This is a genomic window from Veillonella sp. LMAG:90 (genome assembly GCF_008679445.1).
Taxonomy (GTDB): domain Bacteria; phylum Bacillota; class Negativicutes; order Veillonellales; family Veillonellaceae; genus Veillonella_A.
Genome location: NZ_NAND01000001.1, coordinates 1,148,399 through 1,167,341, shown reverse-complemented (window position 1 = coordinate 1,167,341; position 18,943 = coordinate 1,148,399). Strand labels below are relative to the sequence as shown.

The 18,943-nt window shown below is 45.0% G+C and carries 20 protein-coding genes; all 20 read right to left on the bottom strand.

What is annotated here, in order from left to right:
• Window positions 1-308: 308 nt before the first annotated feature.
• Window positions 309-1,400, bottom strand: coding sequence for an LptF/LptG family permease (locus CCC71_RS05130; protein WP_296333169.1), 1,092 nt, complete (start codon window positions 1,398-1,400; stop codon window positions 309-311).
• Between the two features lie 19 nt (window positions 1,401-1,419).
• Window positions 1,420-2,139, bottom strand: coding sequence for an LPS export ABC transporter ATP-binding protein (lptB, locus tag CCC71_RS05125; protein WP_021840899.1), 720 nt, complete (start codon window positions 2,137-2,139; stop codon window positions 1,420-1,422).
• Between the two features lie 12 nt (window positions 2,140-2,151).
• Window positions 2,152-2,865 carry an LptA/OstA family protein gene (locus CCC71_RS05120; protein ID WP_021840898.1) on the bottom strand — a complete coding sequence of 238 codons (714 nt, stop codon included), beginning with the start codon at window positions 2,863-2,865 and terminating at the stop codon, window positions 2,152-2,154.
• Window positions 2,866-2,881: 16 nt separating this feature from the next.
• Window positions 2,882-3,421: an LPS export ABC transporter periplasmic protein LptC gene (gene lptC / locus CCC71_RS05115; RefSeq protein ID WP_296333166.1), complete on the bottom strand. Its 540-nt coding sequence runs from the start codon at window positions 3,419-3,421 to the stop codon at window positions 2,882-2,884.
• Window positions 3,408-4,343, bottom strand: coding sequence for a lysophospholipid acyltransferase family protein (locus tag CCC71_RS05110; protein ID WP_021840896.1), 936 nt, complete (start codon window positions 4,341-4,343; stop codon window positions 3,408-3,410). Before CCC71_RS05110 ends, lptC begins: the two co-directional genes overlap by 14 nt.
• Window positions 4,344-4,363: 20 nt before the next feature.
• Window positions 4,364-4,885, bottom strand: a complete 522-nt coding sequence (locus tag CCC71_RS05105; RefSeq protein WP_021840895.1) for a KdsC family phosphatase — start codon at window positions 4,883-4,885, stop codon at window positions 4,364-4,366.
• Complete coding sequence (locus tag CCC71_RS05100) at window positions 4,885-5,856, bottom strand: KpsF/GutQ family sugar-phosphate isomerase (protein WP_021840894.1); 972 nt, start codon at window positions 5,854-5,856, stop codon at window positions 4,885-4,887. Before CCC71_RS05100 ends, CCC71_RS05105 begins: the two co-directional genes overlap by 1 nt.
• Window positions 5,857-5,889: 33 nt before the next feature.
• Entirely contained in the window at window positions 5,890-6,708 is an 819-nt protein-coding gene (kdsA, locus tag CCC71_RS05095) for a 3-deoxy-8-phosphooctulonate synthase (RefSeq protein WP_021840893.1), read from the bottom strand.
• Window positions 6,709-6,773: 65 nt separating this feature from the next.
• Window positions 6,774-7,505: a 3-deoxy-manno-octulosonate cytidylyltransferase gene (gene kdsB / locus CCC71_RS05090; RefSeq protein WP_021840892.1), complete on the bottom strand. Its 732-nt coding sequence runs from the start codon at window positions 7,503-7,505 to the stop codon at window positions 6,774-6,776.
• The gene (gene lpxK / locus CCC71_RS05085) at window positions 7,502-8,632 is read right to left on the bottom strand and encodes a tetraacyldisaccharide 4'-kinase (protein WP_295252485.1); all 1,131 of its coding nucleotides are present in this window, start codon (window positions 8,630-8,632) and stop codon (window positions 7,502-7,504) included. The genes kdsB and lpxK overlap by 4 nt, the downstream gene beginning before the upstream one ends.
• Before the next feature lie 43 nt (window positions 8,633-8,675).
• Window positions 8,676-9,980, bottom strand: coding sequence for a 3-deoxy-D-manno-octulosonic acid transferase (locus tag CCC71_RS05080; protein ID WP_296333162.1), 1,305 nt, complete (start codon window positions 9,978-9,980; stop codon window positions 8,676-8,678).
• 2 nt (window positions 9,981-9,982) lie between these two features.
• On the bottom strand, window positions 9,983-11,713 hold the full coding sequence (msbA, locus tag CCC71_RS05075) for a lipid A export permease/ATP-binding protein MsbA (RefSeq protein ID WP_295240806.1): 1,731 nt from the start codon (window positions 11,711-11,713) through the stop codon (window positions 9,983-9,985).
• Between the two features lie 18 nt (window positions 11,714-11,731).
• Window positions 11,732-12,973 carry a lipid-A-disaccharide synthase gene (lpxB, locus tag CCC71_RS05070; RefSeq protein ID WP_226974211.1) on the bottom strand — a complete coding sequence of 414 codons (1,242 nt, stop codon included), beginning with the start codon at window positions 12,971-12,973 and terminating at the stop codon, window positions 11,732-11,734.
• An 87-nt stretch (window positions 12,974-13,060) separates the two neighbouring features.
• The gene (locus CCC71_RS05065; protein ID WP_156704199.1) at window positions 13,061-13,882 is read right to left on the bottom strand and encodes an LpxI family protein; all 822 of its coding nucleotides are present in this window, start codon (window positions 13,880-13,882) and stop codon (window positions 13,061-13,063) included.
• 138 nt (window positions 13,883-14,020) lie between these two features.
• On the bottom strand, window positions 14,021-14,833 hold the full coding sequence (gene lpxA / locus CCC71_RS05060; RefSeq protein ID WP_021840886.1) for an acyl-ACP--UDP-N-acetylglucosamine O-acyltransferase: 813 nt from the start codon (window positions 14,831-14,833) through the stop codon (window positions 14,021-14,023).
• Window positions 14,834-15,023: 190 nt separating this feature from the next.
• Window positions 15,024-15,455: a 3-hydroxyacyl-ACP dehydratase FabZ gene (gene fabZ, locus CCC71_RS05055; protein ID WP_021840885.1), complete on the bottom strand. Its 432-nt coding sequence runs from the start codon at window positions 15,453-15,455 to the stop codon at window positions 15,024-15,026.
• 1 nt (window position 15,456) lies between these two features.
• Complete coding sequence (gene lpxC / locus CCC71_RS05050) at window positions 15,457-16,290, bottom strand: UDP-3-O-acyl-N-acetylglucosamine deacetylase (protein WP_021840884.1); 834 nt, start codon at window positions 16,288-16,290, stop codon at window positions 15,457-15,459.
• A gap of 141 nt (window positions 16,291-16,431) precedes the next feature.
• Complete coding sequence (locus CCC71_RS05045; protein ID WP_021840883.1) at window positions 16,432-17,337, bottom strand: lysophospholipid acyltransferase family protein; 906 nt, start codon at window positions 17,335-17,337, stop codon at window positions 16,432-16,434.
• 8 nt (window positions 17,338-17,345) lie between these two features.
• Window positions 17,346-18,377 carry a UDP-3-O-(3-hydroxymyristoyl)glucosamine N-acyltransferase gene (gene lpxD, locus CCC71_RS05040; protein WP_021840882.1) on the bottom strand — a complete coding sequence of 344 codons (1,032 nt, stop codon included), beginning with the start codon at window positions 18,375-18,377 and terminating at the stop codon, window positions 17,346-17,348.
• Window positions 18,378-18,414: 37 nt separating this feature from the next.
• Window positions 18,415-18,936: an OmpH/Skp family outer membrane protein gene (locus tag CCC71_RS05035; protein ID WP_021840881.1), complete on the bottom strand. Its 522-nt coding sequence runs from the start codon at window positions 18,934-18,936 to the stop codon at window positions 18,415-18,417.
• Window positions 18,937-18,943: the final 7 nt, after the last annotated feature.

Here is an 18,943-nt window from a genome sequence, read left to right as displayed (position 1 = left end):
GCGCACTCCTTTCCTCTTATAATCAAATTTACCAATTTATCACTAAAACATTTATGCGAGAGACTTATAATAAACCTTTATGCCAAGGCGCGAGGTTTTTTATCGTCTTATTAACTCTGCTAATTGAAAACTGAAATATATAGTTTCCGTTTCTATTGTACTCTATTTTCAAGAAAAGAAAAAGTAAACTTCATGAAAAAAATGACCTTGGCAAAACAAATACCAAGGTCATTATATCTATATCCAACATTTTATTGGAAAACTTTCTGAATCTATTGTAATAGATGCCTTCTGTTTTCGTTTTTCTTTTATTTAGATACTTTCCAGTTCAACCACAAACCGGCGATAATCCCCAAAGTATCAGGGATAGCAGCCGCTACAAGCGGTGGCAGCGCTCCCCCTTTACCAAGCGCACCGGTAAAGGTCATTACCCCGTAATACACGAAGATAATGATGACGCTGAGACCAAACCCGATGGACGAGCTGGAACGCTGTTTTTGAAGGCCCAACGGCGCCCCTACCAAGGCAAATACGAAGCTGGCAATAGGAATGGTAAAACGTTGATACATTTCCATTTCCCACTTGGTAGCCGTTACATAGCTCGCATTTAAGGCCTTAATTTGTTGACGCAGTTCTTTAATCGTCATTTCGTCAGGATCGCGTTGTTCCTGTGAAATCTGGTCCGGATCTTTAGCGATTGGCAATATCTGGTCTTTAAATCGCATCGTACGTTCTACACCATTGCCGTCGGCCGCCAAGTCATAGATAACACCGTTGTGCATTACCCAATACGTACCGTTCCAGGTTGCCGTATCGGCATGTTCAATCTGGATTACTTCGCCATTGGTAAAAAGCTGAGCCGTAACACCGTTAATGAGTTTGGTTGTCGAATCATAACGCTTCGCATACATGAGGGTACTGATATTGTCCCCTTCCATAGTTTTCAAAACAATATGCTCCTGAGCCGGCGGCTCCGCCTGCTTCTTAATTTCATTACGAATAATGTTTTGATACGCATGGTTAGCGGCCGGTACTACATATTCATTGAACGCAATAGCGCCGATAGAAATGAAGAATGCCGCAATATACACCGGCATGGCCAAGCGCAAGAAACTCATGCCGCCGGCACGCATTACGATAATCTCACTGGTACCGCTCAAACGGCCAAAAGCCAACAGCGATGCCAAAAGTACGGCCATCGGGAATGTAAGTACCACAATGCTCGGCAAGGCTAAAATAAAGGCCCTGGTTACCGACCATAAGGACGCCCCGTATTCCGTAATATATTGAGCGATACGGAATAAAGTACCGGTCCCTACGAAAATACTGGTAAAGGCAAAAATACCGAAAAGAAAGGGGCCTATAAAACTTTTTAAAATATATTTATCTAATATTCGCATGTTTGTATATCACCAGCCCCTACATATTAAAACTATCGCCTAAATAATGCTTACGAGCCACCGGACTGTTGGCCACTTCATCAGCGGAACCTTCCAAGAGGATTTTACCATTGCTCAAAATATAAGCACGGTCAACGATACCTAAAGTTTCACGCACATTATGGTCCGTAATTAAGACGCCGATACCGCGTGCTTTTAGATGGCGAATGATAGATTGAATGTCGGCTACGGCAATAGGATCGACCCCGGCAAACGGTTCATCCAACAAAATAAACCGCGGTGCCAAGGCGATACAACGGGCAATTTCCACACGGCGTCGTTCACCCCCGGATAATTGCATCCCCGTGCGTTGGCGCACATGTTCAATATGGAATTCCTGCAATAACGCTTCTACCGTTTCCTCAATCTCCGCCTTCGATTTAGTCGTTGTTTCCAACATGGCGCGGATATTGTCTTCCACGGAGAGTGACCGAAATACAGAAGCTTCCTGCGGCAAGTAACCGATGCCCTGATCGGCTCTTTTATACATAGGCATTCTGGTAATGTCTTTCTCACCGATAGTAATTGTACCGCTATTTGGTTTTTCAATGCCAACAATCATGTAGAAGGTGGTTGTCTTACCGGCCCCGTTAGGCCCCAATAAGCCCACCACTTCGCCTTCTTCGACACGAACACTGACACCATCTACAACATTGCGCCCTTTATATGTTTTTACTAAATCTCGGGTTTCAATAAACATTCAAGTTACTCCTTACTGCTGCGGCGTGATGATCAACGTACTACGTCCACCTACAGTTTGTACCGAATTATCTTTCATTTCTAATTTTAATTCCGGCGCATTAAGCACATTACCGTTTTGTACGGCGTGAGCATTACCGGTTAAATACGCTACCCCATCATCCTGACCGGGCGTCTGGGTGTACACGGCATTATCTGCACTGGCATCCAAATTGTGCTTAGCACTGTGCAAGGTTACATTTCCTTGTGCAGTGGCACGAATTTCATTGAGCCATCCTTGTACATAATCACCGGTCAATACGGCATCATCCATAACGAGTTTAGCATTGCCGCGGGATGTACCGTATTCCGTTTTAGTATTGTATGTTACGGTATCACCGAAAACTTGTTTATTTTCTTTTTGCAAACGAACATTACCGGTTGCCTGAAGCTGTTCATTATTGGTACTGTGAAGCGTCTGCGCGGATAAGGATGTATCCGAACCAATCATGCTGACACCGCCGGACAAATCAGCTTCCTGTGTTTTTGTATTATACCAGCCGGTTTTACCGGTCATCGTCTTGTCTTCATTGATAATTACCACATTGCCATTGGCTCTGGCAATACCGCTGTTACCGTCATATTCCAAGGTATCGGCGGTAATGGACAAATTGGACTGAGCCGCCCAAACCGGTACCGCAAGGCCTGCCACAAGTGCAGTAACCGCCATTATTTTTGACAATTTCATCTGTCAAATCCTCCCATCACTTCTTAACTAATTTAGCATGACCCTTGGCCATGACTTTATTCAATACCGTATCGGCTTCCAATTGATCACCGGTCACTACAGCATCGCTGTTAGAGAATGTAAACGGTGTTTCAGAAGTCAATTTCTTCGTTTTATTATCAAAGGAAATAGATTCGGTAGTAAGTTCCACATCGGCACCATTAGTACCCTTTACACCACCGGCCAATTGCATTTTATTATGGTCCCCCGACATGTAACCGCGCGGTGCCGTTACAACGAGTGTTTTATCACCATCATAAAATGTTCCCTTCATATTTGTCAGGTAAATCTCCTTAGTCTTCGGATTCACTTTAATCTGTTCCGCCGAAACGGACCAAGCAGTTTTACCGTTTTGTTCTTCTGTGATGGTCGATCCGTCAAATGTCACTAGATTCCCCGTCGGTTGCGTCGGATCCGTTTTCGTTTCCGCCTCACCGCTTAGTAATATCCAGATAAACACCCCTACCAGTGCAAGTATGATGGCTATGACTAAAATCGTCTTCTTATTTTTTAGCATGAACTGCGTCCCTCACCTTCAGTTTTGCCTCAATATCCACTATTTCATTTAGTTTAGTATTCCAACGATGCTGGAACCATAACCATTCGGTAGGATGCTGTCTGATAAAATCTTCCGTAACCCGTACGGTGGCTTCCGTCAAGCGGTAAATATCTTCTTCTTCATTCCCCGTATCTTCATAGTAAAGCGGCGGCAGTATTTCCACTACATGGCCTACCCCATCCGGCTTACGGTGCGTAAATACAGGTACTACGGGGGCTTTAAATTTCTGGGCAAAGGTTGCCGGACCTGTTACAGCCGATGATTCCTGTCCCAAAAATTCAACCGGTAATCCCTGAATATAACCATCCTGGTCCGCCAAGAAACCTAAGAGTTTCTTTTGTTTCATCGCTTTTACGGCACGAATCATTTCGGAACCGCCGCGAGCAAATACTTCAAGCCCTACCATTTCACGATATTCATTAAGCAATCGTGTAACTTGTGCATTTGGCTGTTTCTTAACAATGGTTGTGGACGGATAACCGCTGGCAGCCAACGCTGCGCCCATCCATTCCCAGTTGCCTACATGGGCCGTCAAAATAACAACGCCTCGTTTCTCGGCCAATGCTTTATCTAAATATTCCATACCGTGCATTTCTACATGCTCGGCAATAAATTCCTTCGTTAAATTTGGCATATATAAAATTTCCAGTGCGGAACGGCCCAAATTCTTAAATAATTCACAGAGAATTTGTTCCGCTTCTTTTTCTGAAACATTCATGCCCTTCATGACATTATAAATGCCACGTTTAATTTGTTTTTTAGCAAACAGCGAGTATAAAGGGCCTAAGCCTGCCCCTATACGAAGTATCGTGCGATACGACAACTTACAAGTCAATGCGCTTAAGCCTTTTAACAGTTTATATTGCCATTCATTTGACATATCGTACGTACCTCCTTTCGCTATTGACCTTGACTATATATTTCATTCTTATAATCTTCAACCAATTCGTCCCAACGACCTGATTCTTTAAAAATATGCTCAATGGCTTCACGAATGGCCCCATGACCGCCCGCTTTAGAAGCCGTAAACTTAGCAATCGCTTTTACTTCCGCTACACCGTTAGCCGGTGCCATGGGATACCCTACCGTGGTAAGAGCTCCCAAATCATTTAAATCATCGCCCATATAGGCCATTTCAGCCGTAGAGATACCTAACCCTTCGGCCAGTTCTTTAATGGCCGCCGTCTTATTATGGCAGGCCATACGAACAAAATCGAACTTTAATTCTTCAGTGCGGCGCTCTACCATCTTGGAGTAGCGCCCCGTAATAACGGCCAACTTCAAGCCGCCGCGACGGGCTAAGGCAAGGCCCAGTCCGTCCTGTGCATTGAACACTTTTATTTCATCACCGGTGGCGGTATAAATGATACCGCCTTCGGTCATGACGCCGTCCACATCTAAGATCAAACAGCGCACTTTCATTATACAATACCTCGACGCAATAAGTCTGTAATATGTACAATTCCCAAACATTCTTTCTTATCATTAACTACCGGCAACACCGTGATTGGGCGCGGTTGATTTTTTTCCATCAAATGGAGTGCTTCGGCAGCCAGTTTATCTTTCGTAATCGTGCGCGGCATGGCCGTCATCATGTCTTCTACGGGCCATTCCAAGAAATTACTGCCCGCATCGAGACCACGTCGAATGTCGCCGTCCGTAACGAGACCAATTAAGTGACCTTCTTCATCGACCACATTGGTAGCGCCAAGACCTTTTTCCGTCATTACGAATAAAGCATCGCGCACACTGGCCCCTTTATGAACCACCGGATTATCTTCACCGCTGTGCATAATATTTTCAACCGTTAAGAGTAATTTGCGTCCCAAAGATCCGCCCGGATGGAAAATGGCAAAGTTTTCCGGTGTAAATTTATGACGATCCAACAAACATACCGCCAAGGCGTCGCCTAAAGCGAGGGCTACCGTCGTACTGGTAGTCGGTGCCAACCCCAAAGGGCAAGCTTCTTTTTCTACTTCAACCAACAATACGATATCCGAATTCTTGGCTAAGGTCGAATTATGTTTCCCTACTACACTGATTAACTTCGCCCCGATACGACGTAATGAAGGCAATAAACTAATCACTTCACCGGTTTCACCGCTATTGGAAAAGGCCAGCACGATGTCTTCCGACGTAACCATACCAAGGTCTCCGTGCACACCTTCACCGGGATGTAAGAATAACGCCGGCGTGCCCGTAGAGGCCAAAGTAGCCGCTACTTTACGGGCAATGTGACCGGATTTACCCATACCCGTACAAACCACGCGACCATGGGAATTTAAAATCATATTCACCGCATCGATGAAATTACCGTCTAAAGTTGTGATTAATTTTTCAATGGCTTGAGCTTCTTCATGAAGCACTTGAGCCGCTTGCTCCAAAACGTTCATGGATGTTCCATCCCCTCTATTCGTATTCTTCAATTAGCCTTTAACAATTTTGTCAATGGCTACTAAATCACGTAACATTGCTTCCAAATCGTCCAAACGAACCATGTTAGGGCCATCGGACAAAGCCTCTTCCGGATTATCATGAACTTCCATGAAGAAACCGTCAACGCCGGCGCCGGCAGCGGCTCTCGCCAAGTTAGGCACGAACTCACGCTGACCGGAGGAACTGGTGCCCGCACCGCCCGGTAACTGCACGCTGTGCGTAGCATCGAAAACTACCGGATAACCGAAGCTGCGCATGATTGGGAAGGAGCGCATATCCACTACCAAGTTATTGTAACCAAAGCTGGCACCGCGTTCCGTTAAGAACAAGTTAGGATTACCTGCTTCTTCTACTTTTTTAACAACATTGCTCATATCCTTAGGCGCCAAGAACTGACCTTTTTTGATGCTGATAGCTTTACCGGTTTTAGCCGCGCCGTATACGAGATCGGTCTGACGGCATAAGAACGCCGGAATCTGCAATACGTCGAGTACTTCAGCGGCCGGTTCAATCTGTTCAATGGAATGGATATCGCTGATAACCGGAACCTGTAATTCTTTTTTAATATGAGCTAAAATTTTAAGACCTTCTACAAGACCGGGTCCGCGGAAAGAATTAAAGCTGGAACGATTGGCTTTATCGAAGGAAGCCTTAAAGATATAAGGAATGCCTACGCGTTCACAGATTTCTTTGGCACGACGACCAATATTGAGCGTGCGTTCCGGATCTTCAATTACACAAGGACCGGCCATTAGGAAAAGACCTTTACCACCACCAAGGGTTAAGTTGCCTACTTTAACTTCTTTCATGAATATCTCCTTATATAATACACTTCAAATTTAAAATTTTTATGGAAAAACCGATATATTTGCTCTTACAAGCCCTGTTTTTTAAAAATTTCATTAACAGCAGCCAAATCTTCCGGCGTATCGACACCGATAAAACGAGCCTCGGTTTTTATAACTTGAATAGCAATACCATTTTCTAAAGCACGCAGTTGCTCCAATGACTCTGTAAGTTCTGCAGGCGTTGGCTCCATCTTCGCGAATTCCAGGAGAAAATCTCGGGTATACGCATAAATGCCGATATGCTTTAACGGTGCATTCACAAACGCATTGCGCGGGTAAGGAATCAACGAGCGGGAAAAATACATAGCCTGGCCTTTTAAATTACAAATAACCTTTACGGCTGACGGCTCATTATATTCTGCTTCCCCTAAAGGAGCGCCTACGGTCGCCATTTTAAGCTCACCGTCATGACGGAATAAATCTCCCAAACTATCGATTAAATCCGGCGCAATCAAAGGTTCATCGCCCTGAACATTGATAATTACATCAATATCGGGTCTCGCTTCAGCCACTTCCGCCAAGCGATCGGTACCGGTCAAATGATTGGCCTTCGTCATAATAGCCGTGCCGCCAAAGCCCGCAACAGCATCAAATACACGCTGATCGTCCGTAGCCACAATGACTTCATCAGGCACTGCAGCCTTCGATACTTGCTCATAGACGCGCTGAATCATCGGTTTGCCCGCAATATCCGCCAATGGCTTACCGGGTAAACGGGTCGACGCATATCGTGCGGGAATGACACAAGCTATTTTCATAAAGTATCCTTCTTTCCTACGCCTTTAATACAGGCCTTAAACTCTTCTTCCCCTTTGATAAATTCAATACCGATAGGGATTACATATACAGGTATCTTCAAATCATGTACGGCTTGCATTTGACTTAATTTAACCGCATCTTTTTCGGTCGTCACAATGGCTGTAGCACCTTTGGCAAAAGCGGTACACCACATTTTAACCACATCATCGGTAGTATATTCATGATGATCGCCAAAGTCCAAACTGTCAATGACTTCATAGCCAAGACTGTTTACAGTGTGCTGAAATGATTCGGGCCGACCGATACCGCTCACCGTTAAAAACTTGTGAGACACTACGAGTGAAGCTTGCGCTTCTTCATTGCGCTCCCAAGAATCCAAAGTTTGCATGCCCAACGGCTTATGAATGGTTTCAACAATCGGAATGTTCGGTGCCAACTGCCCGAGGCGATGTTTAATACCGAATAGAATATCTGCCGGTACCTGATCCGTCTTAGTCAAAACGAATACATCGGCACGACGCAAACCGTCCAACGGTTCCCGTAAAAGACCGCGCGGTAATACGTGGTCATAGCCGAACGGATTAGCCGCATCAATGAGCACGATATCTAAATCACGAGCCAACTTGCGATGCTGAAAACCATCATCTAATACAAGTATATCACTACCGAGCGTTGCTGTCGCTACTTGGGCAGACGCTGCACGCTCACGACCGATAACCACACTGGTATGTCCCAGCCCTTTACCTAAGAGCCAAGCTTCATCACCACTCACGGCAGGGGTAACTTCCAAGCGACCGCAGCGCGATACAATGATTGTATCCTGATTATCCTCGGCCCGATAGCCTCGACTCAGTACAGCCGGTGCCATATTAAGCGATTCTAAATATTGGCAAATATAGCGCACCATCGGTGTCTTACCGGTACCGCCGGCCGTAATATTGCCAACGCTGATTACCGGCACGCTAGCCCTGGTAACGCCTTGGAGCTTATCAAATTTCTGATTGCGATAGGTCGCCCCTTGCGCATATACCATACTTAACAAACCGAGGCCGCCTCTGGCAACGTCTGCCAACGGCCATTTTGCCCGACCGCTCACCAACTTTTTAAACAGTTGTTCCCCTTTCATGAGCTCTTACCTCCTTTGCCGTAACTTTACAATTTAGTCCAAGTTACGGAATGATGTGATAGTTTTCAAATAATTTACGTAACTCTTCCGTATTGCGCTGGGTGGCACCGCGGTTTTCATAAACAATCTCCAAACAGTTCCGCCCCATCGCTTCGCGACGTTCCTTATGGCGGCAAAGTTCGAGCATCGTATCGGTCAATTCTTTGCCATCTTTAACCATAAGACATGCATCTCTTGAGCTTAAGAGTGAGTAAATTTCTTTAAAGTTAAACATATGCGGCCCTACCAAAATCGGTTTGCCGTGAGCTGCCGGTTCTAAAATGTTATGGCCCCCGGTCCGTACTAAGGAACCACCTACAAATATAATATCACCTAAGCTGTAAAGCCTACCCAATTCACCGATTGTGTCGAGTACCACCACCGGTGTTTTCTCATGAACCGGTCCGGTCATAACGCTGCGACAAATCGCCTTGAGACCATACTTTTCAGCCAAACTTTTAACATCATTGCCGCGCATAATTTCACGAGGCGCAATGAGTAAGCGAGCTTCCGGATATACCTTTAAAATCTCATTAAAGGCCGTCAAAACAGCATCTTCCTCACCGCGATGCGTACTGCCGGCTACGATAATCGGATGGTTACGGCCAAAGCCGAATTCATCTTGGAGGTTCTTTTTCTCTTCGTCTGTCACCTGAGCATATGTCTGGTCGTACTTCGTATTACCGGTTACGGTAATGCGATCTTTGGCGGCGCCGAGATATTCGATATATTCCGCATCCAATTTAGACTGCATGCAGAAGTATTGAATGGACGCCAGCATTTCTTTCGTAAAGGAACGAATCATCCAGTACCGCTTCATACTGCGATCGCTGATGCGACCGTTTACCATCATAACCGGAATTTTTTCATCTTCCGCAATGCGCAAGAAGTTCGGCCAGATTTCCGTTTCTACGAGTAAAATCGTAATCGGTTTAATGATATCCAAAATACGACGCGTCAAAAACGGCAAATCCAGCGGAAAGAAAATAATCCCTTCCGCTTCCGGAATGATGCGATGTGCCATAGCATGGCCGGTGGCGGTAACCACCGATACGACTACGACTGCTTCCGGAAATTTCATTTTAATATCTTTTACAATGGGACTGGTTGCCACAATTTCACCTACCGATGCGGCATGCACCCAAATAGCACGACGGCCTTCGATTTTGCGCATCAATGAATCGGGCATAAAACCGGCACTCTGCCGAATACGCTCATAGAAACCTTCTTCAAACGCCAGTCGATAGAGGATGACCGGTATCAAACCAATCCAATATATAATTAGTAATACGTTGTATACCCAATACATCCTTACTGTCCTTTACTTGCAAATTGCACGGAATATAAATGTTGATAGAGACCATTTTGAGCGAGGAGCTCTTCATGGGTTCCCACTTCTTCAATATGTCCCTGACGCAATACAATAATCTGATCCGCATTCTTGATGGTGCTGAGACGATGAGCAATAACGAACGCCGTACGGCCTTTCATCAATCGTTCCAACGCTTCCTGCACGATTTTTTCACTTTCCGTATCAAGAGCAGATGTAGCTTCGTCCAAAATCAAGATTTTCGGATTTTTCAAAATAGCTCGGGCAATGGCAATTCGTTGACGCTGACCGCCGGATAAGGAGCTGCCCCGCTCCCCTACCAAAGTGTCAAAACCGTGCGGTAATTTTTCGATAAATTCGAGGGCGTTAGCCGCTTTCGCTGCGGCATACACTTCCTCTTCCGTACCGTCTAAACGACCGTATAAGATATTATCGCGAATTGTGGCGTTAAATAACATCGTTTCCTGCGGCACCAAGCCTACCTGTTCACGCAAGGAGTTAAAGGTTACGTCGCGCACATCCACACCGTCAATGCGAAGTGCCCCCGCGGTTACATCATAAAAACGCGGCAACAAATTGGCAATGGTCGTCTTGCCGGCGCCGGATGGGCCTACAATGGCAACAACACGACCGGCCGGTACGGTGATGGATACATCCGTTAAAGCCGGTTTTTCACCGTCATAAGAGAATGACACGTGGTCAAATTCAACTTGACCGGCGAGTTCCGGTAAGGCAATCGCATTCGGCTTTTCCTTAACCTGTGGCTCGGTGTCCAAAATTTCGAAAACACGGTCGCCTGCAGCCATGGCTTTTTGAATATTGCCGTATACTTGGCTGAGACGTTTTACCGGATTCGACAAGTTAATCGCGTAGATTAAGAAAGCGATTAACGAACCGGCGGAAATAGCGCCTGTTACTACATTATAACCGCCATACCAGAGAATGACCGTTACCGCAATGGCAGCGGAAAATTCAACGAGCGGGCTCAATAAGGCGGATAACTTAGTGGCTTTCATAGCGGCCAAAAAGTTACGCTTATTTTCCTTCTCAAAACGCACGACTTCATAATCTTCACGAGCAAAGGAGCGAACTACGCGAATACCGGAAATGACTTCCTGCAAAAGGGATGTAATATCCGCAATACGGCCCTGCACATCATGACCGGCCAAGCGAAGGCGCTTACCGAAAACATTGATAAGGCCAAGCACGACCGGTACGATAATGAAGGTTACCAAGGTTAACTTCCAATCTATAAGAATCATAGAAACCAAGGACCCGATTAAGGTAACCCCTTCCGTGATGAAAGAAATCAAATTATCGACGATGGCCGTCTGCAAAGCACCAACGTCATTGGTTAAATTACTCATGACTACGCCCGTTTTACGGCGATCAAAATAAGCCTGATCGAGGCGCTGTAACTTTTTAAACAAGGCTTCACGAATATCGATGATAACTCGTTGTCCTACATAACTCATGGTATAGGTCTGACCGTAAGTGGCAAAACCGCGCACCAGAAAGACCAACAAAATGGCAACCACGATGAGATTTAACATCTGCATATCTTTCGCCTGCAGCACATCATCCACTACATTTTTGATGAGCCAAGGCACCACTAAATAAGCGGCTGCCGCTATAATCATACAAATTAAACCGAAAATCAAACGTCCGATATACGGTTTAATATATACTAATAATCGTTTATAACTTCCCATTCATATCCTCCGGAACCATTAATTTGCATCACCAGGGGTACTCTCATCGACACTGACCTTCGCATGGTCAATATCGCCGTCGGGTGCGCTAATATTGGCACTGTCAGTGTCGCCGTAATTTGAGCTGTTAGCAGCGCCGGCCACATTAGCTACCACTTGAGCTACACGCTTAACCGCACCTTCACCGCCTAAGGCTTCTTTAACGGCATGCAAATCATCAATCATGGTATTTCGTCTAACTGAATCCTCCAATAAAGAGGTCAATTCCTTAGCAATATTCACAGGAGTTACCTGCCCTTGCAATAATTCGGGAATCACTTCGCGCCCCGCCACAATATTCGGCAAGCCCACATGGGTTAAATTCACCAATAGTTTGCCTAACATAAAGGTAACCGGCGACAGACGGTACAATAAAATTGTGGGTAAACCCATCAACGCAGTCTCCAGCGTGGCCGTTCCTGATGCAGCGAGACACACATCACAGCTTTGCATTAAATCATAGGTATGGTCTTCTGTAATTGTAACGGGCACCTTATAGTTAGTAACAATAGCTTCTAATTCTTCTTTATCAATCGTATGCGCTCGCGGCAAGTAAAAAGCCAAATTGCTATGTTTTTGCATGACAATTTCCGCCCCTTTAAGCATACGGTCGAGGAGTCCCAACACTTCCTGCTTACGGCTTCCGGGCATGAGCAACACCCGCTTAGTGTCAGGATCCATATGGAAACAGGTCATCGCTTCAGCCTTCGTCATAGTCGGTTTCACAATATCCACCAACGGATTGCCCACAAATTCCACATCTACGCCGAATTCACGATACGCCGCCGCTTCAAAAGGAAATATGGACGCCACTTTGGTCACCGTCTTGGCAATATCCTTGCCGCGACTGCGATGCCAGGCCCATATAGTAGGGGCAATATAATAGACAACGGGAATCCCCAGGTCATGAGCGACTTTAGCCAGTTTCATATTAAAGCCGGGATAATCGACACAAACCAAAACATCCGGCTTTTCCCGCATCATAATATCTTTTAAATAGGCTCTCAGTTTGAAAAAAGAAGGCAATGCCTTAACAATTTCCACGATGCCGATGTAGCCGAGCTGTTTAATATCGTACACAATATTAACGCCCGCAGCAGCCATGCGCGAACCGCCCATGCCAAGCATGGTTACCTCGGGATATAAGGTTTTTAACGCGCCGGCAACACTGGCCGCATGCGTATCGCCCGATGCTTCTCCGGCGGAAAACATGACTTTCATCAGAACCTCCAAGATAGTAATTACGCTTTATCAAAATGCACTTCAAAGGCTTTTGCCCTATGAAATGCAACCCATTCTTTATCAGAATTATTCTTCTTCCGGACCGTCAACGGCACAGATAATAAGGCCTTTTTCGTTAGCCAATTTAATAACTTCGGCCTGCTCTACAAAGATAGTACGCTCCGCTTCCATAGCAAGAATTTTGCAATCACTATCCAGCATAGATTGAATCGTTGTAAGGCCCACAGCGGGCACGTCAAAACGCACATCCTGTCGTGGTTTGGCTGTTTTAACCACAACCGCATTGCCACGCCCTAAAGCACCGCCGCGCTTAATGCATGCATCGGTCCCTTCAATCGCTTCAATGGCCATAACAGCCATATCTTTGACCACAACGGTTTGACCGATGTCGAGTCCGCCCATTTGTTTGGCCACATCAAAACCGAAGAGGATATCGGCCATTTGTTCTTTGGACGGTTTAGCCTTCGTCAAGACACCCGCCTTAGGCATAAGAGGTTTCATATAAACGGTTTGGTCCACCACCTGAATACCTTCTTTAGCCAGTTCCTCCACGATAGTCAGCATAATCGTGTCATCCTTGCGATTGCGAAGTTTAGTGAGTAACTTAATGGTCCGCAAATCAGGCATAACCAACCCTTTAAATAAAATCTCTTTGGTTACTTTGCCGAGCATGGTCACTTCCGTGATGCCTTCTTTATGAAGTGTTTTAAAAATTTTATCTATCTTTGCCACATTGATTTCATAGAATGCATCAGCTTCCGCTTTTAGCTCAGGTTCCGTGTCGGGAATAACAGCAATAACGACTACTTCATAGCCTTCCGATTGCGCTGCTCGTAAAAATTCCACCGGCAATTTACCTACGCCGGCCAGTAATCCGACTTTTGCCATCGTTTCCTCCCAGTTCTTTGTATTTAAAGACATAATATATAATATTATATCAAATTTTACCTCATTTTTGAACAAAAAGAGCCTTCCCTTTCAGGGTCAAACCACTCTTTTGACCCGTCAAGGCAAGACTCTTACTTTTTAATCGCGGCGAAGACGCATAATGCCACGGTCTGCATTGCGCAAGAAACGCAATAAGTTCTCAATTTCTACGGAAGAGTTTAATTGCATTTCCATTTCTTCAATCGCTCTGGATAAGCTAAAACCGGAGCGATAAATGATGCGGAATGCCTGTTTCAAATCATGGCGTACTTCTTCAGAAATTCCGGCACGGGATAAACCTACGGAATTAAGGCCGATTACACGAGCCGGCTGGCCGTCGGCAATTACGTAAGGCGGAATATCCTGCACTACTTTAGCCATACCGCCGACCATGGCGTTACGACCGATTTTTACAAACTGATGAATGCCCGCAATACCGCCGATAACTACTCGATCTTCGACGATAACATGACCGGCGAGACCGGCACAGTTACTCATAATTACATTGTTGCCTACGATGCAGTTATGGGCAACATGAGTGCATGCCTGGAATAGGCAGTTATTGCCTATGCGAGTTTCTTCACCTTCACCGGTAGCACGACTGATGGTAACGCATTCACGAATGACTGTTTCATCACCAATATTGCAAAAGCTCTTTTCACCTTTAAACTTTAGATCTTGAGGTTCTAACCCTACAGCCGACCCCGGGTAAAGTTCACAACGTTGTCCAATGGTAGTCCAACCGCCTACGACTACATTGGCACCGATTTTGGTTCCGTCTCCGATGGATACATTTTCACCGATTACGGCACCGGGGCCGATAATTACCCCTTGGCCAATCTTAGCGTCCGGATGTACCACCGCGGTGCTATGTATATTAGAGGTAGCATTCTCCATGCCTACTACTATCATCTATGTCACTCCTTGCTCTGTTGAGATTGCGACTATTACGCTAAATGTTGCTTTATTAATAACATAATCGTAATAAACTTAAATTAGTGAACTTTCATTTTAGAAAGTTTTACAATCAGGAACAGAGAAATTTTATAATAATTATGAGAAAATATGCTTTTATCACATTTTATCTCGAGTTTTTAAAGTTTTACTTCTTTACAAGTGCAAACATGTACTCGCCACTGGCTACCAATTTATCGCCAACGTAGGCTCTGCCTTCTACCTTACCCATCATGCCTTTAATTTTTACAACATCCGCTTCCATGCGAACTTGGTCGCCCGGTTTTACAGGATGACGGAAACGTACTTTATCAATGCCTGTAAACATAGGTGTAAGACCACGGTTTTCTTCCGGATACAGAAGGGCAATGCCGCCAACTTGAGCGATCGCTTCCGTTAACAATACGCCGGGCATTACCGGGTTTCCCGGGAAATGACCTTGGAAGAACAATTCATTCATTGTAGCATTTTTAATGCCTACGGCACGCTTCATAGGTTCCAATTCAATAATACGATCAACCAATAATAGTGGGTATCGATGCGGTAAAATTTCCATAATGTCTTCAACTGTAAGAATCATCTTAATCCTCCTTCATTTCTTGCAAAATTTCACGGGCCAAACGGGAATTCAATTCATGACTGGACTTCAACGCAATAATATGTCCCTTAATCGGTCCGAGGAGGAATAAATCCCCAAGAATGTCCAATATTTTGTGTCGAACCAATTCATCATCAAAACGCGGCACCGATAAACATTTGGTATCATCATAAACCAAAACATTATCCACATTGCCGCCCTTAGCGAGTCCCATTGCTTGCAACTGTTTTAATTCACTCATAAAACCGATAGTTCGCGCCGGTGAGATTTCACTGACAAACACGTCAGAATTTATGTCAATATCCACCTGTTGTGTCCCCAGTAGCGGATGATTGTTGACCGAAGTAAAAGTTACACGTAAACCATCATAAGGTACGATTAAAATATAACGATCGCCGTCATATACAGTATGAGCCTGTTTTACTGCATATACCTTACGCTCCGCAGCCAATTCTTTAACCCCTGCGGTTTGCATCAAATCTACAAACACAGCTGCACTGCCGTCACCAATCGGTGGTTCCGGCGAATTCAATTCTACATAGCAATTATCTATGCCCAATCCATAAAAAGCCGCCAATAAATGTTCTACCGTAAATACTTTGGCTTCACCCGATTCCAAGGTGGTAGCCCGGTTTGTATTGGTAACATTGGCCGGAGTTGCTTTAACTGAAGGATTCCCCGGTAAATCAGTGCGCACAAACACAATCCCTGTATCAGCTGTTGCCGGACGTAATGTCATGGTCACCGGCAGACCGCTATGGAGTCCTGTGCCTTCATAGGCAATTTCTTTAACGAGGGTCTTTTGCTTAAGTACCATCAGACTCCTCCTTTCCTTGTCATAACCTGGGAACGATAAGAGTGACCCTACTATTCGATTGCACATACATTGCGAAAGGTCACTCTTCAATACACTGTCTTTTATTATATACTATTCTCAAAAGACATGGCAAGTATGGTCTCAGTCCTTCATTGGATCCGGTGGTACTTCCATTTTACCTGCATAATAACGGCGTGTCCACTTCCAACGATTGTGAAGCCAGAACCAGTCTTCCGGATAGCGTCTGATATAGTCTTCAATCCATTCATTTAAACGAGTCAACGTAACTGCGGTGTCTCGTTTTTTGTCATCCGTATGCTCCGCATAGAACGGCGGATGGGCGGTAACGATGTATTTTTCTTCAAATTCATCGTAGCGAATGGTTACCGGTATAATCGGAACATCTTGCATACGACCCATTACGGCCGGTCCTACCGGGGTCAAGGTTTCATAGCCGAAGAACGGCACCAATTGCCCTTGGGCAGCCGGATCCTGGTCCATAATAAGACCAATCATAGAGCCTTTTTGAAGCTCTCTGATCATTTCGCGTACACCGGTTTTATACGTCACATGCTGATGCATGAGCGCTCTATATTCATTGATAAATTTATCGGCGTCCCCATTTTGTCTCATGGCAACCGATATTAACGGATAGCCTTCGGATGCTAAAATACCGCCCAGAAGTTCCCAGTTGCTGCTGTGAATCGCCATGAGCACAGCTCCCTTACCGCCTTCTTGGGCATCATCCAAATATTCACGGTCAACCCATTCGAACATTTCTTTATATTTGCCATCCTTAATTTCCGGATAACGCAATACATCGATAATCATACGTCCGAAGCGGGTTGTACTCTTTTTAGCTATTCGTCTTGCTTCTTTAGGATCGTCTGTAATATTGCAGAATAAAATCTGCCCTATAGCCAATTTGCGGCGTTTCGGCGGTAAAAACAGCCAAAAAATCTCGCCCAGCAAATAGCCGATACCATATTGTATACTATGAGGCATCATACAGATAAAAGCACTAAAGAGCTTCATAAACCTATACATATACTCTCCTATTTCGCCGCCAATTCTTCTTTTAAGGCAGCCAGTTCTTTTTCTAAACGCTTAATTGTTTTGGCCATATCCGGCAAACGATTTTCATAAGCAGCCAATTTAAGCCATTCCTTATGAGGTCGATGCGGATAGCCGGCATAGGTCCCATTGGCCGAAACATTACCGACAATGCCTGTCTTCCCTGCAAAGGTAACATTGTCACCGATGGTGATGTGACCGGTACAACCGGTCTGACCGGCAAAAATTACATGATTGCCGCATTTAGTACTGCCTGCAATCCCAACCTGCGCAATGAGGAAGCAATCTTCACCGATTTCAACATTGTGCCCTAAATGCACCAAATTGTCAATCTTAGTGCCTCTTCTTACCAAGGTGGAACCCATAGTTGCATTATCAATACAGGAACAAGAGCCTACTTCCACATCATCTTCAAGGATTACATTGCCAACTTGCGGGATATGCGTATGTTTCCCCGCTTCGGTAGCAAAACCGAAGCCTTCACCGCCAATAACGGCTTTAGCTCTAAGAATTACGCGTTTACCTAAAATACAATTTTCATGAACAATGGCACCGCTGTATAAAGTAGAGTCGTCGCCAATGCGTACATTATGACCTACGTAAACATAAGGATGTAATACTACATTGTCACCGATAACCGCATTATCATAAATAATGCAGTATGGTCCTACCGTAACATTCTTGCCTAATGTTACATTGTTGCCGATAATCGCTGTTTCATGAATACCGGTAGGAAATACTACCGGCGGATGGAAAATCTGTAAAATCTGTGCAAAAGCGGCCTTAGCATTATGAACTACAATTTGAGGAATGCTCACATCGGCCAACGGTGCTTCTACAATGACAGCGCCTGCTTTGCTTTGCCCTACATGTTCACAATATTCGCCTATGGCAAATGAAATTGCCTGCGGTGCCGCTTGATCGAGACCACGGGTTTCCGTAATCTCAACGCTGCCGTCACCTACTACTTTACCTTCTACACTCTTTGCCAGTTCCTCAACTGTATACTTCACCGTGAAAGTCTCCTCTCGCTGATCGAATTAATCGTTATTATTTGTTACTTTCAGTGCTGCCGGATGTTGCTGTGCTCTGTGCGTTAGCGTCACCACTCGCTGCCTGATTGGCATTGGCATCGCTTGCATTAGCCGCTTTACCCATTTTGTTCAATACTTCTTCAGTCAAATCAACGCCACCGCTGATTAAAGCATTCTTTTCAACTACGGCAGTAATATTTTTTTCTTTCGCAATAGCCTGTACATTCGTATCTACAGCGTTGCGGAAATCATTAATCATAGCCTGCTGATAAGCCTGGAATTCCTGCTGAGCTTTCTGTTGATTCTGCATCATAGTGTTGGCATCTTGACCGGCACTTTGATCCTGAGCTAAACGAGCATTAATTTCAGTAAATTTAGCCTGTAATTTATTATTCGTATCCTGACCTTTTTGGCTGTCAGTCATGATTTTTTGCATATCTACATAACCAACCTGTTCAGTAGTACCGCAACCGGCAACTAAGCCTACGGATACCATCATAGTTAAACCGGCCAAAATACGTTTTACATTCTTATTCATTGTAAAA